28 protein-coding genes and 1 tRNA gene are annotated in these 25,876 nt (G+C 71.2%); 7 read left to right on the top strand and 22 right to left on the bottom strand.

The window, feature by feature from the left end:
- Window positions 1–21: 21 nt before the first annotated feature.
- From ACEZDG_RS25705 to ACEZDG_RS25680, 6 genes are all read right to left on the bottom strand, one after another.
- Window positions 22–759: a hypothetical protein gene (locus ACEZDG_RS25705; protein WP_380513573.1), complete on the bottom strand. Its 738-nt coding sequence runs from the start codon at window positions 757–759 to the stop codon at window positions 22–24.
- Between the two features lie 146 nt (window positions 760–905).
- Window positions 906–1,700: an SCO1664 family protein gene (locus ACEZDG_RS25700; protein WP_380513696.1), complete on the bottom strand. Its 795-nt coding sequence runs from the start codon at window positions 1,698–1,700 to the stop codon at window positions 906–908.
- Window positions 1,701–1,795: 95 nt separating this feature from the next.
- Complete coding sequence (locus ACEZDG_RS25695) at window positions 1,796–2,368, bottom strand: DUF3090 domain-containing protein (protein ID WP_380513571.1); 573 nt, start codon at window positions 2,366–2,368, stop codon at window positions 1,796–1,798.
- A gap of 51 nt (window positions 2,369–2,419) precedes the next feature.
- A complete protein-coding gene (locus tag ACEZDG_RS25690; RefSeq protein WP_380513569.1) occupies window positions 2,420–3,151 on the bottom strand; it encodes a histidine phosphatase family protein in 732 nt (243 codons plus the stop codon).
- 60 nt (window positions 3,152–3,211) lie between these two features.
- Window positions 3,212–3,742: a peptide-methionine (S)-S-oxide reductase MsrA gene (gene msrA / locus ACEZDG_RS25685; RefSeq protein ID WP_380513567.1), complete on the bottom strand. Its 531-nt coding sequence runs from the start codon at window positions 3,740–3,742 to the stop codon at window positions 3,212–3,214.
- 67 nt (window positions 3,743–3,809) lie between these two features.
- Window positions 3,810–4,871, bottom strand: a complete 1,062-nt coding sequence (locus ACEZDG_RS25680; RefSeq protein WP_380513565.1) for an LLM class F420-dependent oxidoreductase — start codon at window positions 4,869–4,871, stop codon at window positions 3,810–3,812.
- Window positions 4,872–4,996: 125 nt separating this feature from the next.
- Between ACEZDG_RS25680 and ACEZDG_RS25675 the strand changes: the two genes are divergently transcribed.
- Window positions 4,997–5,977 (top strand): aldo/keto reductase, encoded by a 981-nt coding sequence (locus tag ACEZDG_RS25675; protein ID WP_380513563.1) that lies wholly within the window; start codon window positions 4,997–4,999, stop codon window positions 5,975–5,977.
- Window positions 5,974–8,235, top strand: a complete 2,262-nt coding sequence (locus ACEZDG_RS25670; RefSeq protein ID WP_380513561.1) for an ATP-binding domain-containing protein — start codon at window positions 5,974–5,976, stop codon at window positions 8,233–8,235. Before ACEZDG_RS25675 ends, ACEZDG_RS25670 begins: the two co-directional genes overlap by 4 nt.
- 54 nt (window positions 8,236–8,289) lie before the next feature.
- On the opposite strand, the gene ACEZDG_RS25665 is transcribed toward ACEZDG_RS25670, so the two are convergent.
- Window positions 8,290–8,913: a hypothetical protein gene (locus ACEZDG_RS25665; RefSeq protein ID WP_380513559.1), complete on the bottom strand. Its 624-nt coding sequence runs from the start codon at window positions 8,911–8,913 to the stop codon at window positions 8,290–8,292.
- 255 nt (window positions 8,914–9,168) lie between these two features.
- Here ACEZDG_RS25665 and ACEZDG_RS25660 point away from each other — a divergent pair, with 255 nt between their 5' ends.
- A complete protein-coding gene (locus ACEZDG_RS25660) occupies window positions 9,169–9,393 on the top strand; it encodes a DUF5703 family protein (RefSeq protein WP_380513557.1) in 225 nt (74 codons plus the stop codon).
- 63 nt (window positions 9,394–9,456) lie between these two features.
- Here ACEZDG_RS25660 and ACEZDG_RS25655 read toward each other — a convergent pair whose 3' ends face one another.
- From ACEZDG_RS25655 to ACEZDG_RS25645, 3 genes are all read right to left on the bottom strand, one after another.
- Window positions 9,457–10,200, bottom strand: a complete 744-nt coding sequence (locus tag ACEZDG_RS25655) for a chaplin (RefSeq protein ID WP_380513555.1) — start codon at window positions 10,198–10,200, stop codon at window positions 9,457–9,459.
- Window positions 10,201–10,476: 276 nt separating this feature from the next.
- A complete protein-coding gene (locus tag ACEZDG_RS25650; RefSeq protein ID WP_380513553.1) occupies window positions 10,477–10,722 on the bottom strand; it encodes a chaplin in 246 nt (81 codons plus the stop codon).
- A gap of 244 nt (window positions 10,723–10,966) precedes the next feature.
- Window positions 10,967–12,358, bottom strand: a complete 1,392-nt coding sequence (locus tag ACEZDG_RS25645) for a M20/M25/M40 family metallo-hydrolase (protein WP_380513551.1) — start codon at window positions 12,356–12,358, stop codon at window positions 10,967–10,969.
- 309 nt (window positions 12,359–12,667) lie between these two features.
- Here ACEZDG_RS25645 and ACEZDG_RS25640 point away from each other — a divergent pair.
- Window positions 12,668–12,753, top strand: a tRNA-Leu gene (locus tag ACEZDG_RS25640).
- A 241-nt stretch (window positions 12,754–12,994) separates the two neighbouring features.
- Here ACEZDG_RS25640 and ACEZDG_RS25635 read toward each other — a convergent pair.
- Complete coding sequence (locus tag ACEZDG_RS25635; protein WP_380513549.1) at window positions 12,995–13,225, bottom strand: hypothetical protein; 231 nt, start codon at window positions 13,223–13,225, stop codon at window positions 12,995–12,997.
- Window positions 13,226–13,504: 279 nt separating this feature from the next.
- Between ACEZDG_RS25635 and ACEZDG_RS25630 the strand changes: the two genes are divergently transcribed.
- On the top strand, window positions 13,505–14,032 hold the full coding sequence (locus ACEZDG_RS25630) for a Chromate resistance protein ChrB (RefSeq protein ID WP_380513547.1): 528 nt from the start codon (window positions 13,505–13,507) through the stop codon (window positions 14,030–14,032).
- A 42-nt stretch (window positions 14,033–14,074) separates the two neighbouring features.
- Here the strand turns inward: ACEZDG_RS25630 and ACEZDG_RS25625 are convergent, their stop codons facing one another.
- Window positions 14,075–14,440, bottom strand: coding sequence for a hypothetical protein (locus ACEZDG_RS25625; protein ID WP_380513545.1), 366 nt, complete (start codon window positions 14,438–14,440; stop codon window positions 14,075–14,077).
- Between the two features lie 568 nt (window positions 14,441–15,008).
- On the opposite strand from ACEZDG_RS25625, the gene ACEZDG_RS25620 reads away from it, so the two are divergent.
- Together ACEZDG_RS25620 and ACEZDG_RS25615 are read left to right on the top strand one after the other, a co-directional pair.
- A complete protein-coding gene (locus ACEZDG_RS25620; RefSeq protein ID WP_380513543.1) occupies window positions 15,009–16,172 on the top strand; it encodes a metallophosphoesterase family protein in 1,164 nt (387 codons plus the stop codon).
- A gap of 50 nt (window positions 16,173–16,222) precedes the next feature.
- Window positions 16,223–17,830: a hypothetical protein gene (locus ACEZDG_RS25615; protein ID WP_380513541.1), complete on the top strand. Its 1,608-nt coding sequence runs from the start codon at window positions 16,223–16,225 to the stop codon at window positions 17,828–17,830.
- A gap of 111 nt (window positions 17,831–17,941) precedes the next feature.
- Here ACEZDG_RS25615 and ACEZDG_RS25610 read toward each other — a convergent pair whose 3' ends face one another.
- From ACEZDG_RS25610 to ACEZDG_RS25565, 10 genes are all read right to left on the bottom strand, one after another.
- Window positions 17,942–18,112, bottom strand: a complete 171-nt coding sequence (locus ACEZDG_RS25610; RefSeq protein ID WP_380513539.1) for a hypothetical protein — start codon at window positions 18,110–18,112, stop codon at window positions 17,942–17,944.
- Window positions 18,113–18,475: 363 nt separating this feature from the next.
- On the bottom strand, window positions 18,476–18,688 hold the full coding sequence (locus ACEZDG_RS25605; protein WP_380513537.1) for a hypothetical protein: 213 nt from the start codon (window positions 18,686–18,688) through the stop codon (window positions 18,476–18,478).
- Window positions 18,689–18,781: 93 nt separating this feature from the next.
- Entirely contained in the window at window positions 18,782–19,633 is an 852-nt protein-coding gene (locus ACEZDG_RS25600) for a DUF5753 domain-containing protein (protein ID WP_380513535.1), read from the bottom strand.
- Between the two features lie 36 nt (window positions 19,634–19,669).
- Window positions 19,670–20,215 (bottom strand): DUF6879 family protein, encoded by a 546-nt coding sequence (locus tag ACEZDG_RS25595; protein WP_380513533.1) that lies wholly within the window; start codon window positions 20,213–20,215, stop codon window positions 19,670–19,672.
- Window positions 20,175–20,450, bottom strand: coding sequence for a hypothetical protein (locus ACEZDG_RS25590; RefSeq protein WP_380513531.1), 276 nt, complete (start codon window positions 20,448–20,450; stop codon window positions 20,175–20,177). Before ACEZDG_RS25590 ends, ACEZDG_RS25595 begins: the two co-directional genes overlap by 41 nt.
- Before the next feature lie 290 nt (window positions 20,451–20,740).
- Complete coding sequence (locus ACEZDG_RS25585) at window positions 20,741–21,580, bottom strand: alpha/beta fold hydrolase (RefSeq protein ID WP_380513529.1); 840 nt, start codon at window positions 21,578–21,580, stop codon at window positions 20,741–20,743.
- Window positions 21,581–21,637: 57 nt separating this feature from the next.
- The gene (locus ACEZDG_RS25580) at window positions 21,638–22,435 is read right to left on the bottom strand and encodes an alpha/beta hydrolase (RefSeq protein WP_380513527.1); all 798 of its coding nucleotides are present in this window, start codon (window positions 22,433–22,435) and stop codon (window positions 21,638–21,640) included.
- 371 nt (window positions 22,436–22,806) lie between these two features.
- Complete coding sequence (locus tag ACEZDG_RS25575; protein ID WP_380513525.1) at window positions 22,807–23,160, bottom strand: hypothetical protein; 354 nt, start codon at window positions 23,158–23,160, stop codon at window positions 22,807–22,809.
- Between the two features lie 150 nt (window positions 23,161–23,310).
- The gene (locus ACEZDG_RS25570) at window positions 23,311–24,882 is read right to left on the bottom strand and encodes a GH39 family glycosyl hydrolase (protein ID WP_380513523.1); all 1,572 of its coding nucleotides are present in this window, start codon (window positions 24,880–24,882) and stop codon (window positions 23,311–23,313) included.
- A gap of 47 nt (window positions 24,883–24,929) precedes the next feature.
- Window positions 24,930–25,829, bottom strand: coding sequence for an aldo/keto reductase (locus ACEZDG_RS25565; protein WP_380513521.1), 900 nt, complete (start codon window positions 25,827–25,829; stop codon window positions 24,930–24,932).
- Window positions 25,830–25,876: the final 47 nt, after the last annotated feature.

Below are 25,876 nucleotides of genomic sequence, written 5' to 3'. Positions count from 1 at the left end.
GCCCGGCCCGGACGGCACGGCTCAGGCCGGCCGCTCGGCGCTGGGGCCGGCCCATGGATCGGGCTGCTCGGCGACGGCCAGCAGCACCTCCTCCGGGAACAGCGAGGCGAACCAGACGAGATGGTCCACCAGTTCGAGCATCGCCGCCGGGAGCCGGCGTTCCGGTGCGAGGGCCAGGACCGTACGGCCCGTCATCCGCCAGTCCAGGCCCAGCGCCCGGCTGCGGCCGAGGACCTCGGGGACGAACACCGCGGACGCCGCCTGCGGATCGAGGGCGTAGCCGCGCAGCCCGGCCCACTGCGGCCCCGATCCGGCCTCGTCGTAGGTCCGGCCCGGGCCCGGCGGCCACCCCGGCGGCAGCGCGTCGTAGCCGGGCTGCAGCAGCACCTCGGGCAGCGGTCGCGGCAGGACCACGGCCGCGACCGTCCAGCCGGCCGTCACCGGGGCCCCGGCGTGCCAGTAGGCGGTGCCGAAGTGGAAGACCTCAGCCTGTGCCCCGCTCGGCAGCGGTCCGGACATATGGGCGCCGAAGGCCGGGTTGGGCCCGTTGAACGGGCTCTGGTACCGGTAGCGCCGCGCGAGCCAGGCGCCGTCGGGCGCGGCCGACCCGGTCCAGCCGGGACGGGACGCCACGGCGGCGGCCAGCGCCTGCTCGGCCCGCCGCCCGCTGCGTCCGGCCCGGCGTACGAACGCCACCCCGACCGCGGCGGCGATCAGCACCAGCAGCAGGGGAAGCGCCAGCACCGGAGTCAGCGTCATCGGAGCGCCCCCGCCCGGCCGTTGGGTCTTTGCCTCATCCGCTGCCCCCTGCCCGCCCGCGACGGGTCCCCGTCGACTTCGGGGAGCAGGATGCCACACCCCTGCCGCCGCAGGGCCCCTGGGGCACCGTCAGCTCCGGGCGGCTGTCAGATCGGCGGCCAGGGGACGGCGGGCCAGTCGCCGGAGGGGACCGGATGCAGCCCGGTGCGGAGCAGTTCGGCCACCCGGCGGCGCAGGGCGCCGATCTCGGCGGGCGTGAGCAGCGGCGCGAGTTGGTCCGCGAGCGCCCCCTTGAGCTCGGCGGCGAGGGTGTCCAGCACCGCGGAGGTCTCGTCGTCCAGCGGCTCGCCGGCCCAGCCCCAGAGCAGGGTCCGCAGCTTGCCGGGGACGGCGAAGGTGACGCCGTGGTCGATGCCGTAGAGCCGTCCGTCCACGGCGGGCAGCAGGTGGCCGCCCTTGCGGTCGCCGTTGTTGATCACCGCGTCCAGCACCGCGAGATGCCGCAGCCGCACGTCCTCGGCGTGCACCAGCAGGGCCGTCCTGCCTCCTCCGACCTCGGCCCTGGCGATCGGACGCCAGCCCGCCTCGGCCTCCTCCACGTCCTGCAGGGCCAGCAGTTGGGCCTCCGGGTCGGCCTCCACCCAGACCTGGCACATGCCCTCGCCGAACGGCCCCTCGCGCAGCACCGTAGGCGGCACCAGGCCCCAGCCGCTCGCGGCCGAGACCAGGTAGGAGGCCACCTCCCGGCCGGCCAGCGTGCCGTCCGGGAAGTCCCAGAGCGGACGCTCGCCGCGGACCGGCTTGTAGACGCAGACGGCCTCGTCCCGGCCGTCGCTGACGCTGCAGTAGAAGACGCCGTTGGACGCCTCGGTGAGCCGGCCGTGGATCCGCAGCTCGCCGCCGCGGAGCAGGGCGAGGGCGCGCTCGGGGTCGGCGGCCAGGGCCGCGGAGGCGACCGGGTCGGCCTCGGGGGCCGCCGCGCCCTCCGGGTCCTCCGAACCCTCCGGGGCGGCGTCGCGGGCGTCCGGGGCGGTGCTCAGCGCCGGTACCCGTTCTGGCGCGGGCACACATGGCCCTGGGGGTCCAGCGGAAGGCTGCAGAACGGGCACGGCGGCCGTCCCGCGGAGACCAGTTCCAGCGCCCGCTTGGCGAAGACCCTGGCCATGGCGCCGCTGAGGCGGACCCGCAGCATCGGCGGCCCGTTCTCGTCGTCCTCGAACAGGTTCTGCTCGTCGGGGTCGCCGTCCGGGTCGATCTCGATCAGCGCCTGGGCCTCGACGATCAGCCGGTCGACCGACTCGTCCCAGGCCAGGGCCATGGTGCCGACCCGGAACTCCTCCTCGACCGGCTGGTCGAGCGGGGCGCTGTCGATCAGCTCGGACGGTGCCACGGCCGGGACCGCGGTACTGCCGCCGCTGCGCCGGACGACCTCGTCCAGCAGCTCCTCGACACGTTCGGCCAGCGCCGCCACCTGGGTTTTCTCCAGGAGCACGCTGGTCACCCGCCCTCGCGCGCTGGCCTGCAGGTAGAAGGCACGCGAACCGGGTTCGCCGACCGTACCGGCCACGAATCGCTCGGGCGGATCATAGAAGAACACCTGGCGGGGCACGGGGCTGCTCCAGATCTGGACGTCGCTGTTCGAGTCAACCCTACCTACGCGTCAACGCACTCCGGTGTCTCCCCCGATCACCGCGTCCCCGGAATCCCCGCCGGCCGGTCCTTCCGTTCCGGCCGCGGCCTGTTCCGAGGCCGGGCGGGGAGCGAATCCGCTGAGGTCACCGGTGTCGCCGAGGCGCACCAGGAAGGGGCGGTGCGGGGTGTAGCGGATCGCGGTGACCGAGCAGGGCTCGACCGAGATCCGCTGGAAGTTGTCCAGGTGCAGGCCCAGCGCGTCGGCCACGATCGCCTTGATCACGTCACCGTGGCTGCAGGCCAGCCAGACCGCGTCGGCGCCGTGCTCGCGCTCGATCTCGGCGTCCCACTCGCGGACGCTCTCCACCGCGCGGTGGCTGAGCTCGCGCATGGACTCGCCCTCGGGACCCGGGAACACCACGGCGGAGGGGTGCGCCTGCACGGTCTTCCACAGCGGCTCGGCGGCCAGCTCGGACAGCGGGCGGCCGGTCCAGTCGCCGTAGCGGCACTCGCCGAGGCGCTCGTCCAGCCGCTGGACCAGCTCGGGGCGGGCCTCCAGCAGCGGCGCGAGGGTCTGCCGGCAGCGGTCGAGCGGGCTGCTGACGACGCCGGCCAGCGGGACCGCGGCGAGGCGCTCGGCCAGGTCCTTGGCCTGCTGCTCACCGTGCGGGTCGAGATCCACGCCGGGGGTCCACCCGGCGAGGATCCCGGAGGAGTTGGCGGTGGATCGGCCGTGGCGGACAAGCAGCAGGGTCGGCATGGGATCAGCCTACGACGCGCGCCCGCCGACCGGACGCCGGGCCGGTCCCACCACCACCCGTCAGCTCTCGATCACGGCCGTGCCCGCGTCCCGCCGCGGCAGCCTCCACCCCGGCCGGACGAAGTGGCAGGTGTAACCGGCCGGGTAACGCTCCAAGTAGTCCTGGTGCTCGGGCTCCGCCTCCCAGAACGGCCCCGCGGGCGCCACCTCGGTGACGACCTTCCCCGGCCACAGACCGGAGGCGTCGACGTCCGCGATGGTGTCCTCGGCGATCCGCTTCTGCTCGTCGTCCTGGTAGAAGATCGCCGAGCGGTAGCTGGTCCCGATGTCGTTGCCCTGGCGGTTCTTCGTGCTGGGGTCGTGGATCTGGAAGAAGAACTCCAGGATCGAGCGGAAGTCGGTGCGGTCCGGGTCGTAAGTGATCTCGATCGACTCGGCGTGCGTCCCGTGGTTGCGGTAGGTGGCGTTCGGGACGTCGCCCCCGGCGTAGCCGACGCGGGTATCGACCACTCCGGGCTGCCTGCGGATCAGCGCCTCCATCCCCCAGAAACACCCGCCTGCCAAAACGGCCTTCTGCGTCTGCGTGCCCACCGGTTCCTCCTCAGGATCGTGCTCACTCCACGCAACGCGGAGTGAGCACGTCGGCATTCCTCACGGCTCAGGCCAGGCCGGCCTGCTCGACCGCCTCGGCGGCGGTGCGCAGGGCCTCGACCCGCTCGTCCAGGGTGAAGCCGCCCGGGGAGAGGTTCAGCGTGGTGACCCCGGCGGCGGCGAACGCCTGGAGCCGGTCGGCGAGGCGGTCCCTGGTGCCGATCAGGGTGGTGGAGTCGATCAGCTGCTGCGGCACCGCCGCCGCGGCGCCCGCGTAGTCCTTGGCCAGGTACTTCTCCTGGATCTCGTCGGCGGCCTGCTCGTAGCCCATCCGCCGGGCGATCCGGTTGTAGAAGTTCTGGTCCTTGCTGCCCATGCCGCCGACGTAGAGCGCGGTGTACTGGCGGAACAGGTTGGCCGCGGCCTCCAGGTCCTCCGGCTTGTCGCTGGCGCTGACCGCGATCGGGACGTTGGGGGCGATGTCGAAGCCGTCCAGGGTCTTCCCGGCCTTGGCCCGGCCCGCGGTCAGGTGCTCCAGCGAGAGCGCGGCCTGCTCGGGGGCGAAGAAGATGCCCAGCCAGCCGTCGGCGATCTCGCCGGTCAGCTCCAGGTTCTTCGGGCCGATGGCGGCGATGTAGAGCGGGATGTGCTCGCGCACCGGGTGCACGGTCAGCTTCAGCGGCTTGCCCGGGCCGCCGGGCAGCGGCAGGGTCCAGTTGGCGCCGTCGTGGACCACCCGCTCGCGGGCCATCGCCTTGCGGATGATCTCCACGTACTCGCGGGTGCGGGCCAGCGGCTTGTCGAACTTGACGCCGTACCAGCCCTCGGAGACCTGCGGCCCGGAGACCCCGAGGCCGAGCCGGAACCGGCCGCCGGAGAGGGTGTCCAGGGTGGCCGCGGTCATCGCGGTCATGGTGGGGGTGCGGGCCGGGATCTGGAAGATCGCCGAGCCGACGTCGATCCGCTCGGTCTTGGCGGCGACGTAGGCGAGGACGGTCGCGGCGTCCGAGCCGTAGGCCTCGGCCGCCCAGCAGACCGCGAAGCCGAGCCGGTCCGCCTCCTGGGCGACGGCGATGTTGTCGGCGTCGTTGCCGAGGCCCCAGTAGCCGAGATTGATGCCGAGTCGCACGGTGCTGCCTCCGATGGTGTGGGCGTCACGGTGACTGTAGCCCGGCCCGACCCCTGAAGCTACTGACGAGTACGGAGCTGTGGCCTGCGTCGCATCGGACCGCTCGACCACTACGCTCACCGGTCATGGAACTGCGACATCTGGGCCGGACCGGGCTGCGCGTCTCCCGGATCGGTCTCGGCACCATGACCTGGGGCCAGGACATGGACGAACTCGACGCGGCCGAGCAGCTCAAGACCTTCGTCGAGGCCGGCGGCAACCTCGTCGACACCGCCGACGTGTACGCGGACGGGGGCGCGGAGTACCTGCTCTCGCGCCTGATCGAGGAGTTCGTGCCCCGCTCCGAGCTGGTGATCGCCACCAAGGCCGGCAGCGTGCCGGACGCGGACCGGCGCTTCGACGGCTCCCGCGGCCACCTGCTGTCCTCGCTGGACGCCTCGCTGCGCCGCCTCGGCACCGACTACGTCGACCTGTGGCAGGTCCATGCGTTCGATCCCGGCACCCCCACCGAGGAGACCCTGCACGCACTCGACCTCGCCGTCTCCTCCGGGCGGGCGCGCTACGTCGGGGTGTCCAACTTCTGCGGCTGGCAGCTCGCCAAGGCCGCGACCTGGCAGCGCGCGGTGCCCGGCCGCACGCCCCTGGCCTGCACCCAGATGGAGTACTCGCTGCTGCAGCGCGGAATAGAGCGCGAGGTGCTGCCGGCCGCGGTGGACAGCGACATGGGACTGCTCGCGGCCTCGCCGCTGGGACGCGGGGTGCTCACCGGCAAGTACCGGCACGGCACCCCCGCCGACTCCCGCGGCGCGTCCCCCTACCTGGCCGCCTTCGTCCAGCCCTACCTGGACCAGCGCGGCCGGCGGATCGTCGACGCGGTCGCCACCGCGGCGGACGGCCTCGGCGCCACCCCGCTGCAGGTCGCCCTGGCCTGGGTCCGGGACCGGCCCGGGGTGGTCGCCCCGATCGTGGGCGCACGGAACGCGGCACAGCTCGCGGCGGCGTTGTCAGTGGAGTCCCTTACGCTCCCGGGAGAGATCTGCAGAGCGCTGGACGAGATCTCGGCGCCGATCCACTTCTATCCCGACCACGACTGGAGCGCCCTGTGAGCGTGGAGCCGACACCGACCACGGACACGCACGCGCAGGCGGCAGGCCCGGAGGCGCCGACCGACGCGCAGACGGCGGCACCGGCGGCAGCCGAGGCCGCACCGGTCGCCGCCGCACCGCCCACGGCCGCGGAGTTGGCCCAGGCGATGCGGGCCATCGACGGCGGCACCGGAACCATCGTCACCCGCCGCCGCCCCGCCCCGCCGGTCGCCGACCCGGACCCGGACGACGCGGACTCGAACGACGCGGCCCCGGACGGCGCGCAGCCGGACGCCGCGGCAGCTGACGACGGCGCCGAGCCCGCTCCGGCCGCCGCCGCCCCGCCCACGTCCGAGCAGCCCGCCGCCGACGCGGGCGCAGCAACAGCCGACGCCCGCCCCGTGCCAACGCCGCGTCCCGCCCCCGCCTCCGCCCCCGGCGGCCCGTCCAGCGCCGAGCCGTCGGCCGACGCCCTGCGGGCCACCGCCGAGGTGCTGGCCGCGGGCGGCGCGCCGGCCGAGCTGGTGGCGGCGACCGTGGCCACCCTCGGCGAGGGCGCGCCCGCGCTGCTGCGGGAGGACCCCTGGGCGGTCCTGGGCGTCCCCGGCGTCCGCCCCGAGCACGCGGACGGCTTCGCCCGCGGGCTGCTCGGCGCCGCCTGCGGGCCCGACGACCCGCGCCGGGCACAGGCCCTCGCGGTCTGGCTGCTGAGCCGGGCCGCCCTCCGCGGGCACACCGCCGTGGAGCTCGGCGACATCAGCACCGGCCTGGAGAAGCAGGGCGTCACCGACCCGACGGGCGCGATCGCCCTGATGCTCGGCGAGGGCGGCGACGGCTCGGTGATGGGCTTTCAGGAGGAGCTGCAGGAGCCCGGCGCCCACCGTGCCGCTTCCGAGGACGACGACGACGCGGAACCGCAGGTCCGGGTGCTGCTCGCGCTGGACCGGCTGGCCCTGGCCGAGGACAGCCTGGCGGACGGCCTGGTCCGGCTGATCTCCACCTTCGAGGGCGACCCCGCCCCCGCCCCCGCCCCGGACGCCTCCGAGGCCGACACCGAATCCGAATCCGACACCGAAGCCGCTTCCGAGGCCGCATCGGACGACGGTGCCCCGGTCCTGGACTGGGCCGCCGCAGCCGACGCCGCGCCCTCCCCCTCCGCCGCCGCGCTGATCCGCGCCGTCGCCGGCGCCGGCCTGGTGCTGCACACCGGCGGCGAGGCCGCCCGCGCCGAGCCCGTGGCGCTGGTGCGCGCGGCCCGCGGCCTCGGCCTGCGGGCCTGGGTCGCCGCCGCGACCGCCGACGGACGGCGCCGCCTGGCCGACCAGCACGCCGTGACCCTGGCCGGCCTGCTGGCCGGCGCCGAGGGTCCCGGCCGCTCCTCCGACGGGACGCTGGCCCTGGACCTGCTGGTGGTCTGCGACTCCCCCGCGCTGGACGTGGACGCCGCCGCCACCCTGGTCGAGTCGGTCGCCGACGGGGCCAGGCTGGTGCTCAGCGGCGACCCCGCCGAACTGTGGTCGGCGGGCCCGGGACGGGTCTTCGCCGACGTCCTGGCCGCCAAGGCCTGCCCGGTCGTCGCCTCCCGCACCCCCGACTTCGGGCCGATCGGGGAGCTGGCCTCCGGGGTCGGCGTGGGCGAGCTGCTGCCGGTCGAGGCCCCGGACAAGGAGGTCGTGATCGTCACGGCCAAGGACGGCCCGGAGGCCGTGCACCGGGCGCTGCAGCTGGTCGGCGACTCGATCCCGCGCGCCCTGGGCATCCCGGCCGAGCAGGTCCGGGTGCTGACGCCGGGTCACGGCGGCCCCGCCGGGACCCGCGCCCTCAACGCGGCGCTCAAGCAGCGCTTCAACCCCGGCCCCGGCACCTTCGGCGGCTTCGACGCGGGCGACGCCGTGGTCCACTCCCCCGTGCCCGGCACGGCCCGTCCCGGCACGGTGCGGGCGGGCGGCCCGCAGGGGCTGCTGCTGGACTGCGAGGGCGAGGAGGTCAGGGTCCCCCGTGAGCAGGTCGGCACGGTCAGGCACGGCTGGGCGCTGACCGCGCACCAGGCCGTCGGACGGCGCTGGCCGGGCGTGGTGGTGCTGCTCGCCCCGGACGCCGCGAGCGAACTGACCCGGCAGTGGGTCTACACCGCGTTCAGCCGGGCCGAGCGGCACCTCTCGGTGGTCCACGCGGTGGGCCCGGCGCTGGTCCAGGCCGTGGCTGCGGTGCCGGCACAGGGCCGGACCACCCGCCTGCGCGGCGCCCTGGTGGAGCAGACGGCGGATCTGCGCGACTGAGAAACCGAAGCCCCGGCCGGAGGCAACTCCGGCCGGGGCTTCGTGCGGTCGGGCTCAGTGCTCCTCGGGGTCGAGCGACTCCAGCTCGTCGTCATAGACCTCGCTGACGTCGAAACGGCAGATCAGCAGGTCGGGGTCGGCGTCCTCGAAGGGCTCGGCGAGCCAGTCCCCCGGCTCGGCCGGGTCCGCGGCAGTGACCCAGAGCGTGGAGTCCCCCTCCTCCAGGCCGAACTCCTCGGAGCGGGAGGCGATCTCGTCCGGCTCGTACTCGCCGAAGAGCGCGCCGAGGGCGCTGGAGACGCTGGCCGAGACCGGGCCCGGGTCCGCGGCCGTGGTGCCGTCGATCCGCAGCGCGGCGGCCCGGAGCCGCAGCGGGTCGGTGATCAGGTAGTCCCGGCGGATCAGCACGCTGATCGCCTCCGGGTCGTCCGGGTCGGCGTACTGGGAGAGGTCCGTGTCGTGCGGCACCTCGAACGGGGTGACCTCGTCGTAGGCGTCGTAGAGGGCTTCGTCATAGGCGTCCGCGGCCTCCGCGAGCGCCGCGTAGGCGGTGGCGACCCCCGGGTCGTTCTCCCCGGTACGGGCCTCCACAGCGGCCAGATGGCGGTCAATGGCGGCCTTGACCGCCTCGGCGGCGCTACGTACCTCGGCGATGGTGGGCTGCGCGACATCAGGCATGGTGCTGACGCTATCCGCTGTTGGGCCCGTAGTGCACAGAAGTTATCCGGTCGCGCCCGATTCGAGTGGAACTGCACACCTTGGGAATCGGCCGGATCGCGGAATCGTCTGCGTTTTGTGCCATGAACGACGTCCGGAGTGGGCATCACCCGACCGTGCGACCTCCGCGCGACCCGTCGGGGGCCGTCGGTCCGCACCGGGACCGAGGTAGACCGACGTAGTCTGAACCAGGAGCGTTCTGCAGGAGGAAGAGACTTGGCCGCACCGAAGTTCGTCCAACAGCCCGAATACGAGTTCCGCTCGCTCCTGCTGGCCAGGGACGTCTCGCGCAACGAGGCGAGGCGGCTGCTGACCGAGGAGGCGGAGTACGGCCACTGGGAGCTCGACCGGCTGAGACTTTTTCCGGACGGGCGGCGCAAGGTCGTGCTGCGCAGGAAGATCATCCGCCAGGTCCGCACCTGGTCCTACCTGCCGGACTGACGCGAGGGGTGGTGCGCCCCGGAAGCCCCGGGACGCACCACCCCTCGCGGTTCGGCGCTGCTGTCAGCGCTGCGCGGTGCGGGAGCGGCGGTAGAGCAGCAGCCCGCCGAGCGCCATCGCGGCACCGGCCGGGGCGAGCAGCAGGGTCTCCCCGTCCGCGCCGGTGGAGGCCAGTACCTCCTGGGGCGGCGGGGGCGGGCTCATGTGCTTCGGGGGCGTCGCCACCGTCTTCACCGGCGGTGGCGGCGGGTTGTGGCGGACCGGCGGGGCCACCGGCGGCGGGGGCTGCGGGTGGGTGCAGGAGCAGTGCTCGGGCGGGGTGTGGCCGCTCGGCTTGCCGCCGCTGTGCGTGGCGCACTGGTTCCCGAAGGCCGGGTTGCCCAGGCCCACCACGTTCGCCGAGTCGCCGCAGAGGTTGACCGGGACCGAGACCGGCACCTGCGCGGTGTTCCCCGAGCCGACGCCCGGCGAGCCGTGCGACCCGCCCTGGCTGCCCGCGCCGGGCCCGCCGCCGTGCGGGGACCCGTGCCGGGGGCCGCCCGAGTCATGGCCGGAGCCGTGCCCGGAGCCGTGGCCCGCGCCGTGTCCCGCGCTGGGCTGGGAGACGTTGGCGCAGTGGTTGCCCATGGCCGGGTTGAGCAGCCCGACCACGTTGATGGTGTTCCCGCAGGCATTCACCGGAATGTCGATAGGGACCTGAACGGTGTTACCGGATCCGACGCCCGGCGAATCGGCGGCCGTACCCACGGCACCGGCGTCCGCGTAGGCGTAACCCGCAGTGGACGCGAGAACGCTCCCGGTCGCCATGACCGTGAGAAGTCCGCGTCTGGCAGCTTGTCGCATGGATTGCCCTGCCCTCAGTTTGTCTTTAATTCTGTACGGGACCTATGACCTGCACTCTTGACCTGACATTTCACGTAACGAGAGCGCACGGTCGCGGTACATGGCGCGCCACGCCTTTCATTCGTCCGAGTGAGCCCGACCGGTGGGATGACGCCTGACGAACGCCGACATGGTCCCGGGAGGCATGGCACGCCTCCCGGGACCACATTGATTAAAGGTCCGGATTCATCCGGAAGACGCTCAGAAGTTCTGGCAGTTGTTGCCGAAGGCCGGGTTGAGCAGCCCGATCACGCTGATGGTGTTGCCGCAGACGTTCACCGGGATGTGAATCGGCACCTGGATGGTGTTGCCCGAGACAACGCCCGGGGAACCCCAGGAAGCACCCTCGGCGGTCGCGCCGCCGCCATGGGCGGACGCGACACCCGCGCCGGCGAGAACCAGACCGCCAGTGGCCGCGGCAATGGCAACGATCTTCTTGACCTGCATAATGTCCTCCTAGTCCGTCGCAGCCCGTTCGGCGGGCTGCATATGGGTGAACGAGACTGCGGCAAACGGGGTACTAGTCAGTGCGGTCATTCACCCGCAACGGTGATCAATACGTACGGCTGAGCGAAAAAGAATCGAAGCGTCCCATTCGCGTGCGGCCGTCGCCGCCAGGGCATTCGAAAGGCCCGCCACTCCCCTTCCGGGGACAGTGGCGGGCCCGATCGAAAATAAAATCGAAAAGAAATCAGCAGGCGTCGATGAAGCGGTCGAGCACCCGCACTCCGAACTTCAGTCCGTCCACCGGCACCCGCTCGTCCACGCCGTGGAACATCCCGGCGAAGTCCAGGTCCGGCGGCAGCTGCAGCGGGGCGAAGCCGAAGCAGCGGATGCCCAGCTCGGAGAACGACTTGGCGTCCGTCCCGCCGGAGAGGCAGTACGGAACGGCCCGGGCGATCGGGTCCTCCGCCCTGAGCGCGCTCTGCATGGCCGCGACCAGCGCGCCGTCGAAGTCCGTCTCCACCGCCTTGTCGGCGTGCACGGTCTCCCGGCGGATCCGCGGGCCGAGGACCCGGTCCAGCTCGGCGTGGAACTCGTCCTCGAGGCCGGGCAGGTAGCGCCCGTCCACATGGGCGGTGGCCTGGCCCGGGATCACATTCACCTTGTAGCCGGCGCCGAGCATGGTCGGCTGGGCGGTGTTGCGCAGCGTCGCGCCGATCAGCTTGGCGATGCCGCCGAGGCGCTCCAGCACCGAGTCCATGTCCTCGGGGTCCAGCTCCATGCCGAGCGCGTCGGACAGCTCGTCCAGGAAGTGCCGGACGCTCTTGGTGACCCGCACCGGGAACTGGTGCCGCCCGAGCCGGGCCACGGCCTCGCACAGCTCGGTGATGGCGTTGTCCTTGTTGGTCATCGAGCCGTGCCCGGCGGTGCCGTCCACGGTGAGGCGCATCCAGTGCATCCCCTTCTCCGCGGTCTCGACCAGGTAGAGGCGCAGGTTCTCGTTCACGGTGAAGGAGAAGCCGCCGACCTCGCCGATCGCCTCGCTGACGCCCTCGAACAGGTCGGGGTGCTTGTCGACCAGGTGGTGCGCCCCGAAGACCCCGCCCGCCTCCTCGTCCGCGAGGAAGGCCAGCACGATGTCGCGCGGAGGCTTGCGGCCGGTGCGCAGCCGGTCGCGGACGACCGCGAGGGTCATCGCGTCCATGTCCTTCATGTCGACCGCGCCGCGGCCCCAGACGCAGCCGTCGGCGATCTCCCCGGCGAACGGGGGCAGGGTCCAGTCGTCCGCGTTGGCCGGCACCACGTCGGTGTGCCCGTGGATCAGCAGCGCCGGACGGGACGGGTCCTCGCCCGCGATCCGGGCCACGGTGCTGGCACGGCCCTTCGCCGACTCGAAGATCTTCGGCTCCAGGCCGAACTCGGCGAGCTTCTCGGCCACGTACTCGGCGGCGGCGCGCTCGCCGGGGCCCGAACCGTCGCCGTAGTTGCTGGTGTCGATACGGATCAGATCCCGGCAGAGGTCCGCGACCTCTTCCTCCCCGGCGACCGGACCGCCCTGACGCGGGGCCTGGCCCTGGCCGTGGGTCCGGCCCTGGGTCTGCTCCTGGCCCTGGCTCCGGCTCGGGTTCGTCTCGCTCACGCTGCACTGCCTCTCTCGTCGCAGCCGGCCCCCTCCGCCCAGCCCCCGGGCGACGCACCGGCATGATCCCTGCCATCCTCCCCCCTGCCCGCCGGAACCCCAACCCCTTACTCGGCCTGGCGGCCCGCTGCGGCACCGGCTCCGCCCGATCGCCACCCCGCCCCGTCCCGCCCCCGTCCCTCCCCCACTCCCCCGCATCACCGCCGCATCACCGCAGGTCCAGCCGCCAGTAACGCGTTCGGAACCACGGCTGATCTTTGCTATGGTTATCCACGTCAGGACGACGGCGACGTCGCCCCAACACACCCGGTCCGGGTGGCGGAATGGCAGACGCGCTAGCTTGAGGTGCTAGTGCCCTTCGGGGCGTGGGGGTTCAAGTCCCCCCTCGGACACCAGCAGGGTCGTTCAGGAGAGTGACCCCAAAGCGTTCACGAATTGGGCTCCCGATCTTGATCGGGAGCCCAATTCAGTAGCTACCCAGTAGCTGTTGTACAAGCACGTCCTCGTTTGTTGAGCTGGTCCGCCCCCCGGGGCCGGGGGTTGGTCGAGGTCCGGCGGGGCACGGCCGCTCGATGGTCTACGCCCTGTACGGCAAAGGCGTCAGAGTGCGGGTCTCTCGAAGTACCGGGTCAGGAATCACACCGCGATGTACCCGGCGAGGAACGCGGCGATTGCCCCGGCCAGGGCTTGGCCGCGGATTCCGTCGCCCTGGTGATGGCGCCCGAAGCCGCTGAACGCCAACAGAGCCAACGTCCCCAGCCAGCTGCCCGCCGCCACCAGCGCCGAACCGGTCAGCGCCGGCGTCGCCGCCCGCGGAGGCAGGCGCCGCGGCAGCAAGAGGGCCAGTACCGCGGGGACCACCTGCATTCGTTCGCCTTTCGCGGGACGTGAACACAGGAGACCCGCCATACGGTGCACGAGCCGTCACCATGGGACACGCTGCTGGCCCCGCCCAGTTGAACACCTTCGGGCATGTGGGTGGCGGCCCGGTCGTGGTGCGTCTGGGGTTCGGCCTGCGCGACTAGTCTGATCGCGTAGGTTGCGGGGCGGGCGCGTGGAGGAGTGCAGGTGGCGCAGGATGTGGGGCAGCCGGGTCCGAAGGATGATGCCGGGCGGGCGGGCGGGCCCCCCGTGGACGGTTCCGGGGTGCGTTGGCTGGTCCTGGTCTACAAAGTCCCTGCCGAGCCGACCCGGTTGCGGGCCGGGGTGTGGCGCAAGATCAAGGGCCTGGGTGCGATCTACCTGCAGAATTCGGTGGCGGCTCTGCCGCAGCGCCCGGGCACCGAGCGCTCGTTCCGGGTACTGCGCAATGAGATCGTGGAGATGGGCGGAAGTGCGCTGCTGCTGGGCTCCGAGGTGCTGTCGGGCAGCGCGGAGGTCGAGCAGGCCTTCAATGCGGCCCGCAACGATGAGTACGAGGAGATCGTCGACCGCTGTCAGGACTTCCTCGGGCAGATCGACAAGGAGTACCGGGCCGAGCACTTCACCTACGCCGAACTGGAGGAGAACGACGAGGACCTGGTGAAGTTGCGGAACTGGTTCGCCAAGGTGGAGAGCCGGGATGTGCTGACTGCGCCGGGCAAGACCGAGGCGACGGCCGCGCTGGCCAAGTGCGAGCAGGTCCTGGACGAGTACGCGGCACGGGTCTACGCAGAGGAGGGAGAGGGCCGCTGATGGACCCCTCCCCGGTCTCACCGCGCAGGGTTCGTGCGGGATTCACCCCTGGCGGGCGGCCCGCACGACCCGGCGCCGCGACAGGCCGAGCAGCAGCAACACCGCGGTCGGCGGCAGCCACCGGGCGTCGACCCCTCCCCGGACCAGGCCGTACGTTGCCGCCAGGGCCGGCATCACGGCCAGCGCGCCGCGCCAGTCGTCGCCGACGATGAGGTTGATCCCGAACTGTGGGGCCAGCGGCAGGTTGTAGGTGAGGACGCGGCCGCTGGCGAGCAGGACCGAGGGCAGGGCGACGGCGGCGAGCAGCACCAGGTTCAGGATCCGGCCGGCGGCACTGTTGCCGTGCCTGGCCAGGGCTCGGCCGGGGAAGGCGCCGAGGACCAGGGCGGCACTGGCGGTGGTCGGCACCGTTCCCCATCACGTCAGAAATGTAACGGTCGTTAGAAGTGTGCTGCGACTGCTGAAGCAGGAATGACGTGGCGGGAGGACACGCCAAGAACGGCGGCGAACACAACACCCAAGGGATCTCCTCGAAGCAGGCGGGCTCCCCGCTCGGACGGCAGGGGTTCGGGAGCATTCACCTGGCCTTCATCTCCTCGTTGTCGGGCGGTCGCTGAGGATCCGGCGGGAGCGGCCTGTTACCTCAGTGTTAGGTCGGTCGCGCCAGGGTGGGCCGGCCATCGACCACCTCCATGCCGGCCCGGTGCACACGCGCTTCCACCCCACACCGAGGCCGCGCGTCGGCTGACGTCGAGGGCCGGTCGGCCCCTGCGCACGCGGCTTCGCCTACCGGTGACATGACCTGATCGCCGACCCCGGTGCCGGCGGGGTCGGCCGGGGCCCGCCGGTCGAGCCGGTCCGCCGCGCGCCGGACGCCCAGGTGTTCACCAAGCCGTTAGGACACGTTTGTGTCGGCTGTTAGGTCTGCTGCGTAACCTGCGTTGACCGCTCGCTCTCCATGGAAGGGCAATTGATCATGAAACGCGCTAGCAGGATCTCCGCCGCAACTGTCGGACTGGCCGTCCTCGCCGTCACCGGCACCGCTGTCGCTGATGCGCACCAGAGCAACAACGACTGGCCCTACGCCCAACACGGTGCGCACTCGTACACCCTGGCCGCTGTCGGGGACATCGCCTGCGAGCCGGACGACGACGACAACGCCGCCACCCCGACCTCGCTCAAGTGCGGCAGCCCCACCCTCGGCGGCATGGACGCCGAGTTCGCCACCGCGAAGCAGGCCACGGACATGCACCCCGATCTGGTGGCGTTGCTGGGCGACGAGCAGTACCAGGTCGGCAAGCTGACCGACTTCGAGCAGTCCTTCGAGCAGGCATGGGGCGGCCTGAAGATGCTCGAGCGCCCGGCGCCGGGCAACCACGAGTACTACCCGTATGCCAAGAAGGGCGACAACGAGGCCGGACAGAACGGGGTCGGCTACTTCGGCTACTTCAACGGCCACGACCAGTCCGGCACGCCGGACGCCCAGGGCCAGGCCGGCGACGACACCGCCGACAACCAGGGCTGGTACTCCTACGACCTCGGCAACTGGCACATCATCTCGCTCAACGCCGAGTGCGACTCAGGCGCGTTCAACCACGACTGCTCCACCACGGACAGCGGCCTCCTCAGCCAGGAGACCCAGTGGCTCTCGCAGGACCTGGCCGCCAACAAGCGCCCCTGCACCATCGCGTACTGGCACCAGCCCACCTTCAGCGCCACCACGGCCTCGACGACCACGGTGCCTGCGGCAGCGCCGGGCGCCGGCGGCATCGAGGGTGCGGCCGCCGACGCCTGGTGGAAGCTCCTCTACCAGCGCCACGCCACGCTCATCCTCAACGGTCACGAGCACGCCTACGCCCGGCTGCGCCCGATGAACCCGGCCGGCCAGTACGACAAGGCCCACGGCATCCCGGAGTTCATCATCGGCTCCGGCGGCGAGGCACTGGACACCCTCGCCGGCACGCCGGGCAACTACGCCAACCCCAACGTGGTCACCGCCCAGGCCAGCGCCTTCGGTGTCATGAACTTCACCCTCAAGGCCCACAGCTACAGCTGGAACTACAAGCCCGTCGAGCCCGGTCCCGGTTTCGACGCCACGGCGCTGCAGTACAGCGACTCCGGCAGCGGCACCTGCAAGTGAGACCCCACCCTTCACCCGCACCAATCACCAGCCCTCCCAGGAGTGTTCCGATGCCTTCCCGCCTCACCCTTGCTGCCGCCGGCGGCGTCATCTCCAGTCTTCTGCTGATCCCCGGCACGGTTGCGACCGCCGCTCCGCACCATGCCGGCCCCGCCCGCCCCCACGGTGTCCTGCGCCCGGGCCAGCTCGTCCTCTCCCGCACGGTCTACACCGCAGGGAAGGACTCGGTCGTCCCGGGCGTCACCCGGCTGCCGGCCGGCTGCACCACCGCCTGCGTCACCGCGGTCGCCGACGGCGGCTACCCCGAGGTCTTCAACAACGAGTCGGTCGACCCGAGCTTCGGTGTCACCTCGCCGATCCTCCTCGACAGCCTCACCCCGTCCGGCCGCACGACGGACACGCTGGAGGTGCCGACCGGCATCGACGGCGACCACCTGGTCACCAGCTTCCCGTCGAAGTCCGAGATCGGCCTCAACCTCTCCACCGACGGCACGGCGCTCACGTTCATGGGCTACGTCGCGCCGGTGAACTCCCCCGACGTGTCGAACTCCAACACGCCCGGCGTGGTCGACCCGACGAACCCGGTCGGCACCTCGTACTACCGCGCGGTTGCCGAACTGCGCCCCGGCGGGCGCTTCGGCTTCACCGAGACCAATGCCTACAGCGGCAACAACGGCCGCTCCGCGGTCCTCGACAGCGCCGACAACCGGCTCTTCATGGCGGGCAACGCCGGCAATGGCGGTAACCCGCAGCCGGTCGGCGTGATTGCCGGTGCCGGTGCGCAGATCGCGACGCCGTCGAGGCTGCCGGAGAGCAGGCAGCAGGTCGGTCAGCCCACGCCGGTCGGTGGCTTCAGCGTCACCGAGCTGGGCGACAAGGCCGACAAGGTCGGCAAGGACACCAACTTCCGTGGCCTGACCGTCCACGACAACGTCGTCTACCTGACCAAGGGCAGCGGCGGCAACGGCGTCAACACCGTCTACTTCATCGACACCACCGGCACGGCCTGCCCCAACGGTGTCGGCCTCCCAGTACCCGGTGCGCCACTGCCGACCAAGGCGCTGGCGTACGACCCCGCCACGCTGCAGTCCACCGGCCTGCCGGAGAACATGTGCGTCCTCCAGGGCTTTCCCACGGCCCTCAAGTCGACGACGTCCTTCCCGTTCGGCATGTGGTTCGCCAACGACACCACGCTGTACGTCGCCGACGAAGGCGATGGCACCAACACCTACGATCCCGCCACGGGCACCTACACCGACGCCGCCGCCCAGACCGGCGCAGGCCTGCAGAAGTGGGTACTCCGCGACGGCACCTGGACGCTGGCGTACACGATCCAGCACGGGCTCGACCTCGGCACGCCCTACGGCGTCTCCCACTACCCGACCGGTGACAACTCCGCCACCGGCCTGCCCTGGGCCCCGGCCACCGACGGCCTGCGCACCATCACCGGCAAGGTCGACACCGATGGCACCGTCACCATCTGGGGCGTCACCTCCACGGTCTCCGGCGCGACCGACGAAGGCGCCGACCCCAACCGCCTCGTCCGCGTGACCGACCGCCTCGAGGCGACCAGCGCGGCCCGTGACACGTTCAGGACCCTGCGCACGGCACGGTCCGGCGAAGCCCTGCGCGGCATCGTCTACGTCCCGGGCCGCTGACGGGTCGCCAGAAGTGAACGGGGGGTCGGGCCTGCCCAGGCCCGACCCCCCGCCCACCGTTCGCTCGGGACCGGCCGTCCCGCAACCGCGCGCCCGTCACGGCCGTAACGATCACCCGGTCGTACGGCGCGTCCCGCCGCCGGCCAGTTCCCCGTTCGCCCGGATCACCTCGGGGTGGAGTCCTACTGTGCGGAGACTGGTCCGCGCCTGAGCGGCGACAGCGGCGTCGATCTCCAGAGTGACCACATTGCCGCTGCCCAACCGGTTCGCTCTCCCGCTCATGGGAACTGTCCGTCACCTGCGGTGGCCCCCCGTCCCCGCCCTCAGTGGTGATCGGTTCGAGCAGCATGCTCGTACTCCTTCGCTCGTGGTGCCTGCCCGTGCCCGTCGGACGGGTGTCCGAAGATCCTGCTGCCGGGCATCAACACGGTTGCTCCGCAGCCCGGTTGAGACCGGCCACCCGCCTGCCCGCGCTGCCCCTCCGCAGATGCGCTCCCGCCGGGGTATGGCAGGGACAGACACACACCCGCTCTTCCGGACTGCTCGTCGGAAGCTGGTGGGTGAACGTGCCTGAGCACAAGGCGTGCAGGGTCGGATGGTCGTCGTACTTGCACGCCCCCGAGCGGAAGGCGGATGCCGGGCCGGTCACTCCGCGCCCACCCTCTCCAACGCCGCCGCCAGAGCCTCCACCACCTCGGCCGAACAGCACCCCAGTTCAACCATCGGAACCTCCCTGGCCGGGTGGCTCCCCCGCAGCGAAGGGATGGTGATCCCGTGCCCGATCAACGCCGCGCGCAGCCGCTCGGCCGCCACAATCGCCAGCCGGTACGGGTCCGTGTCGAGATTCGTCGTGGCCATGCCGCCCCCGTCGCCTGTGAGGTTTTCCTACCTCCATCAGGTTATGAATCAGACACAGTTGACGGCCAGGAAGTTGCCACTAGTTGCGCAGGCTCACCCGATCGCGTCTATCGCGGCAGTGATCAAGGCACGGGCTCTGGCCCCGTAGACGGCAAATGCTTGTAGCTCGCCGAAGATCTGAAGGTAGTCGCCAATCTCGCTGGGCGTCGTCACGTTCACTGACGCAGTCACAAGTTCCACCTGCACCCGCGCATCATCGAAGATGCGGAAGGACTCGACCGGCCAGATGGTTCTCTCGGTGGCGAAGGGGATGATCCCCAGACTCACACGAGGCAGCGAAATGACGGCCAGCAGGTGCCCAAGTTGGCCGGCCATTGCTTCAGCGTCGCCGAGTCTGTATCTGAGCACAGCCTCTTCCAGGAGGAAGACGAATCGGTGGTTTCCGCTGTGGATGACGCCAGATCGCTCCAACTTGGCTGCCACAGCCTGCTCCAAGTCGTCAGGGGTTCGGCTCGCGTCAGCGAAACGGGCCATGATCGCCCTGACGTAGGCAGACGTCTGGAGTACCCCCGGGACGACGTCGGAGGTGTAGAAGCGGAACATCCTGGTCTGCTGATAGAGGGCAGCATAGGACTCTTGGAGGCTTCGCAGGCCGTTCCCCCTGAGCCGTTTCCATTCCACGTACATCGACTCGACGGCTCTGGAGGCCGCGATCAGATCAGCTACCTGGTCTTCGACCCCACACGCTGCGCACCACGCTCGGATATCAGCCTCCGAGGCCGCGACCTTGGCGTCCTGGATGCGCGAGGTCTTCGCCGGGTGCCAGCCGCACCGGGCAGACAGCTCGCGCCCGTTGATCCGCGCATCCTTTCGGATGCCCTGGAGCCGATCGGCAAGCGCCCTTCGTGCGGCTTGCGCGCTGGAAGACGGGGAGGCTGACGACATGTGCTGACTGTCCGGTGTTCGTAGCGACGGTGAAGGTCAGACCGAGTACTTCTCGTGCGGGACGCCCCGCTCCCAAACGGCCTCGAAAGCCGACGAGCACAGGTTTACGACGGCGCGTTCGGTACGAAGCTCCTTGCCAGGCTCGGCCCAGTCACCGTCGCCTGTGAAGTGGTTGAAGACGACTATCTCCCCGTCGAAAGCCCAGAAGTCATTCCCCGGTAGAGCGATGTCCGATGCTTGGCGCCTTGGCAGCCAGCGAACCAGTTCACCGGATGCGAGGTTGACCACCGTCCCGCCGTGCTCGTAACGGATGTAGTCGGTGACAGGCTCCGAGACGATGCGAGCGCGGCGGATCACCACACCCCGGGCAACAGTTGCGGCGATCTGCTCCACCCAGGGTCGCCAGTAATCAGAATTTGGGTCATTGTCCCGCTCGCCAGTACGTTTCCAGCGGGAGAAGCCTGACGACTCGCCGCCAACGCTGTACGAATCCCGCATCTCCAGATGCACAGCCGACCGTTGAGCGCTACTCAGCAACTCATCAAAGCTCGGTACCACTGGCAGCTCTACGCTCTGCGGCATCGCACGCCTTCCTGATGATCGGCACCATCCGGGCCGGAATCCGTGTGACTGACTCATGAGCAGGGATACCCGCCGAGTGCCCGGGGGACCAACTCTGTCCGCGGATCTCTGCCGCCAATAGGGCGTCTGCCTTCTCGCCCTGGAGGATCAGATCGGCCGTCTCCTCCTCAACCCATACGGTCGGCGAGCCGTCCTTCTCGGTATCCGGGTCGATCCCGACGAACTCCAGGCTCATGGCCATCTCCTGTGTCGAGTGCGTTGCGACTACTTGCATGACCATCGCCCTGACGACCGCACACCGTCAAGGGGGTGCGTCTCCCCGATGGCGTGAACTCGTCCATGTGGCGCGACTCAGAGACAGTATCCCGCCGGGGGCTTTGGTTGTTTGGGGCGGAAGCAAGCGCTTCCGCCCCGTCGTGTGGTGGGCGGAATCGGGTGCTCGCGCCGCGATTGGTAGACCTGGAACTGGCACAGCATCAGGGCGCTGGCGCCCGTGGGTGCCGTGGGCTGAATCGTTGACGCACGTCAGGGGGTGTGGTGGGCTGCGTCTTCGATGACGGCGGTGACCTGGGTGGGGTGGGAGACCATGGACAGGTGGGAGGCGTTCAGCTTGGTGATGGTGGCTCCGGCGCGCTTCGCCATGAACTGCTGGGCGGCGGGGGGCAGGGCGTGGTCGGCGGTGCCGATCACGTCCCAGCTGGGGATGCTGGTCCAGGCCGGCGCACCGGACTCTTCACCCAGCGCGGAGGCCGCCAGCGGGCGCTGGGTGGCGGCGAGTTCGGCTGACTGCTTCACCGACAGGTCGTTGGCCAGGATGCCGTGGAACAGCGCGGGCTTGATGTAGGCGTCGACGACGCCGCCGGCCGAGGGGACGAAGTTGAGGGCGTCCGGGCCGACCTGGCTGCCCGGGAACTGGGCGGTCAGCGTGTTCAGGGTCTCACCCTGGGCCGGGACGTAGGCGTCGACGTAGACGAGTGCCTTGACGTTGGCATTGCCGGTGGCGGCGTTGGTGATGACGAAGCCGCCGTAGGAGTGGCCGACCAGGACGATCGGTCCGGGGACGGTGGCGAGGTAGCTGGCGAGGTAGGTCGAGTCGCTCGCCACGCCGCGCAGCGGGTTCGGCGGCACGTCGACGGTGTAGCCGTCGTGCTGCAGGTCGCGGACGACGCCGCTCCAGCTGGAACCGTCGGCCCACGCGCCGTGCACGAGCACGACCGTCGGCTTGGCCGCCGCCGGGTGGCCCGACCTGGCACCAGTAGCGCTGGACGCCGCCGCAGCGGGGACGATCGCAGCGGCCAGGGCCACGGCGGCGCCCAGGACGGCGAACCGGGTTCCGGTCTTGCTCAACTTCAGTGCTGCCTTCATGGTGATTCCTCTCGATTGCGCCGCAGACGCAGTGCGCCTGCGCGGGGGGGGGTTGGTTCAGACGCCTTGGCGCTTGAGCCAGGCGAGGGTGGCGTCGGCGATCTCGTGCCAGCCGTGATCGAAGACCAGCGAGTGGCCGCGATCGGGGAACGACTGGTAGTCGGTCGTGGCGGCCGAGTGGGCGTAGAGCTTGTACGCGGCCTTGGCGACGCTTTGCGGGACGGTGTGGTCCTGGCCTCCACTGATGATCAGCAGCGGGCCGCGGTCATGCGTGCGGGTGTCCACCGCCGCCGGGGAGTTGCGGCTGAAGTTGGCGGCACTGGCCTCGAAGAGCGGCCTGCCGGGGCCGGGGATGGTCCAACGGTCGAACAGCTCGTCCGACTCGGCCTGCGGGACGGCGTTGCCGAAGCCGTAGCGGAACTGCTCGCGGGTGAGCGAGACGGCCTTCTTCCTGTTGCCCGGCCTGGAGAGCACCGGCCAGCCCGATCGGAGCTGTGCCGGCGGCACCGGCTTGACGCCTCTGATCTGTGCCGGGTCGATGGCCACCGCAGCCGAGGCGTACTGCTCGGCCAGGAGCTTCTGGGCGATCAGGCCGCCGAAGGAGTGTCCGACCACGACCGGTTTGACCGTGAAGCCGTCGATCACCCGCCGGTAGCTGGCGGTGATGTCCTCGATGCCGTGGTTGGCGACGGCAGCCGCGTGCTGTCGCGTGGCCGCCACACTGTCGTACTCGCCCGGCCAACCCGGGGCGACGGGGTCGTAGCCGGCTTGCCGGTAGAGCTCGGACCACTCGTTCCAGGAGTCCGAGTGGATCCAGAGCCCGTGGATGAAGACGACCGGAGTGGGTGCGGGCATGTCGGGGTCCTCCTTGTCCGTGCCAGGTAGACTAACTAGTAACTCTACTTCAAGTTAGCACGTCATCCCGAGTGTGGAAACCGCACGGGATGAGCCAGGATGCGGGACCGGATCATCGAGGCGGCGGCGCAGCCGTTCTGCGCACGGGGCACCTGGACGGGACGAGCTGATCGTCGCCCACCCCCGGCGCCGTGCCGCCGCCTCGGAACGGGATGCCGTTGGCGGAACCCGACAAGCGGCCGCGGGCAACGTCCCCGAGGCGCGCACCGCCGTTGGTTCGAGGCACCGTCGAGGAGGCGCCCGGGCAGATCGGCGTGGCCGGTACCCCGGCAGTCGCCAACCAGTTGCTGATACGGCGCGCTGGTCGGCGGCTACCTCAGCGATCCGCGGACCATCGGCCAGTCACTCCACGTGACGCGGCGCGCCGTCATCACGAGATTGCGTCCGGCCCGGGAAATGCTGGACGTCAGGCATTCCTCGTGGCCGATCGCGGGGATGTCGTGGCCGGTCGCGGGGATGTGACGTTGTGTCGCGGCGACGACCCGGGCCTCGGCCAGCGGGTCCACCGGCGCGGTGCCGAAGGGACGGGTCAACTGGCCCACGCCGTGGCGGATCAGCTCGGGCCAGGGTGCGAGCTCCGGTGCCGTCTCGTGCTGCGGGGCAACCTGACCGTCCGTCGGGTCCGCCCCGGCCCAGAGGCCGGACGGTTGCGCGACCTTCTCCACGCACCGGCGTCCGGGGCGGAGGCGTCACGCACAGTTCCCATCCGCGAGTGCCACCAGTACGGTCGGTGCTTGCTGTGCCTGCCGTCAGGCCTGGTGGGAGGAAGCCGCTCTGCCCGGTCTGAGGACTGAGATCTGATGTCTGAGGACTGATCAGGCTCGGCTCAGCAGGGCGATCGCCCAGGGGCGCAGCTGCGCGTCGGCTTCGAGCACGCCGTCGCCGGAGACGGTGAAGTGGATCACGGCGCCGTGCTCGGCGCTCGCGCGGATCGCGGCGACGTCGGCGATGGACGGGTTGCTGCTCCGGCCACGCCGGGTCCACTCCGCCATCGCCCAGCCGTTCTCGGCGTCGACCACCTCGAGTGCGTAACGGTCGCCGGGCGTCAGCCCGGTGAGGCGCAGCCGCAGCGCCTCCAACTTCCCTGTCGCCAGGGTGCGTTCGGCGACGTCCCGGGTGCCGAAGGACGCCGGGGCGCTCAGTGCGACCTCGTCCGGGTAGTGCACGGCCAGCGCTGCCACGTCGGTGCCGCGACGCGTGACCACCAGGCCGTCTTCGCGGTGGAGCAGCCGGTCGCCCAGCGCGTTCAGCATGCGGTAGGCGTGCATCGTCGGCTTGGTTATGCCGTCCTGGTTGAGCATGCCGAATCCGCCGTGGAACGGGTCGCGGCCGGCTCCCTCCTCCTCGAAGACATCGGTGAAGGTCCAGTAGGCGAGGCTGTCGACCGTGCCGATCGAGGCGAGCACCGAGCGCACCACGAAGGCGGCGGCCTGGGGGTAGTCGTGGGTGAAGTCGCGCGAACTGGAGCTGGAACTCCACTCGGTGAGGTGGATCTCGGCCTCCGGGTACGGGCCCGCGTCGACGATCTCGCGCACCAGGCGCAGATCGGTCGGGGTGGCCTCGACGCCACGGGTGAGCTTGCGGCCGTTGCCGTGCCCGTCCAACGCCCAGTCGGTCGGGTACGGGTGGCAGGAGACGAAGTCGACCGGGAGCCGGTTGTCGGCGCAGAACCGCAGGAACTCCTCCAGCCACACCGGCCGCCAGTCCAGGGAGTCGAGGTCGGGGGCGGTGAGCACGGTCTCGTGCTGCGCGGTGTCCTCGGTCTCGCCGTCGAAGCGGGCGTCCGGGACGAAGTTGCTCGTCGCCGGGCCGCCGACCCGCAGTGCGGGGTCGACCGACTTCACCGCCTCGGCCGACACCCGGTACAGCTCGAAGTACTCGCTTCGGGTGCCGCGGAAGAACGGGCCGAGGTTCGGTTCGTTCCACACCTCGAAGTACCACGCACGGACCTCGTCGATCCCGTAGCGCCCGACCCAGTGCTCGACGGTGGCGCGCACCAGCGCCGCCCATTTCACGTAGTCGGTCGGCGGCGCCCCGTTGGCGCCCCACCAGAAGACGGTCGCGGTCTCCCGGGCGAGCTCCGGCGGGGAGAAGCCGAACTCGACGAACGGCCGCATCCCGGCGGCGAGGATCGCGTCGAACAGCAGGTCGACGTAGTGGAAGGAGGGCGCCACCACGCCGTCGATCTCGCGGTAGACGAACATGTCACCGTGGAACAGGCCGTGGAAGCGGACGTAGCCGAAGCCGCCGAGCCGGTGCGCCTGGGCCAGTTGGCCCTGCCAGTCGGCGCGCAGTCCCTCGTTCGCCCGGCCGGCGCCGACAACACGGCTCCAGTAGTGGTCCAGTGGCACATCGGGTGCGCCGGTGAGGTCAAGGTCCAGGTGCATGCTCAACTCCCTTTGGATTTAAGGGTCGGAATCAGGCGGGGTCAAGGTCAGGCGGGGATGAGGCCGAGGGTGACGAGTTCGCTCCATAGCCCGTCCAGCGGGCGCGGGTCCTGGGCCAGACGCACATTGGTGCGGATCTGCTCGGCGCTGTCGGCGCCGAGCACCACCGACGCCACCAGCGGGTCGCGCGCCGCGTAGGCGAGGGCCGCCCGCGGGAGCGTGGTACCGGCCGCTGCGGTGAGCTGCGCCAGTCGCTGCGCCCGCGCCAGCAGTTGCCGCGGAGCCGCCTGGTACTCGTAGCGCGCGTCCGGGGCGGGCTGCTCCTGCGCGAGCATGCCGCTGTTGAACACGCCGGCGTTGAGCAGCGAGATGCCCGCCGCACGGGCGGCCGGGACGACTCCCGCGAGCGCTGGCTGTTCCAGCAGGGTGTACCGCCCGGCGATCATGATCGTGTCCAGTTCGGCGCGGTTGGCGAAGGCGGCGAGCGCCGTCATATCGCCCGTACCGACGCCGATCGCGCCGACCACGCCCTCCTCCCGCAGCCGCACCAGCGCCGGGAGCCCGGTGCGGAGCGCGTCGGTGAGCCGCTCCTGGGGGTCGTGCAGCAGCGCGATGTCGAGCCGGTCCAGACCCAGACGCTGCAGCGACTCCTCGATGCTGCGGCGGATGCCGGCCTCGGTGAAGTCCCAGTGCCGGGTCAGTTCACCACTGCTGTCGACCCTGAGCAGACGGCCGACCTTGGAGCTGAGCACATACTGCGCCCGCGGTCGCGAGCGCAGCGCGAGGCCGAGCCGCTGCTCGGCGCGGCCGAGGCCGTAGTGCGGCGCCGTGTCGAAGTAGCGGATGCCGGCCTCCCAGGCGGCGTCCACGATCTCCGTCGCCCGGTCCTGGGTCATGGCCTGGTAGAGGTCGCCGAATTGGGCCGTGCCCAGACCCAGCGCCGTCACCCGGACTCCGGACGAGCCGAGTTCGCCGGGCCTCATCCCGCCGGGCC

Source organism: Streptacidiphilus alkalitolerans (assembly GCF_042511045.1).
Lineage (GTDB): Bacteria > Actinomycetota > Actinomycetes > Streptomycetales > Streptomycetaceae > Streptacidiphilus > Streptacidiphilus alkalitolerans.
This window is presented reverse-complemented; position numbering and strand designations above follow the sequence as displayed.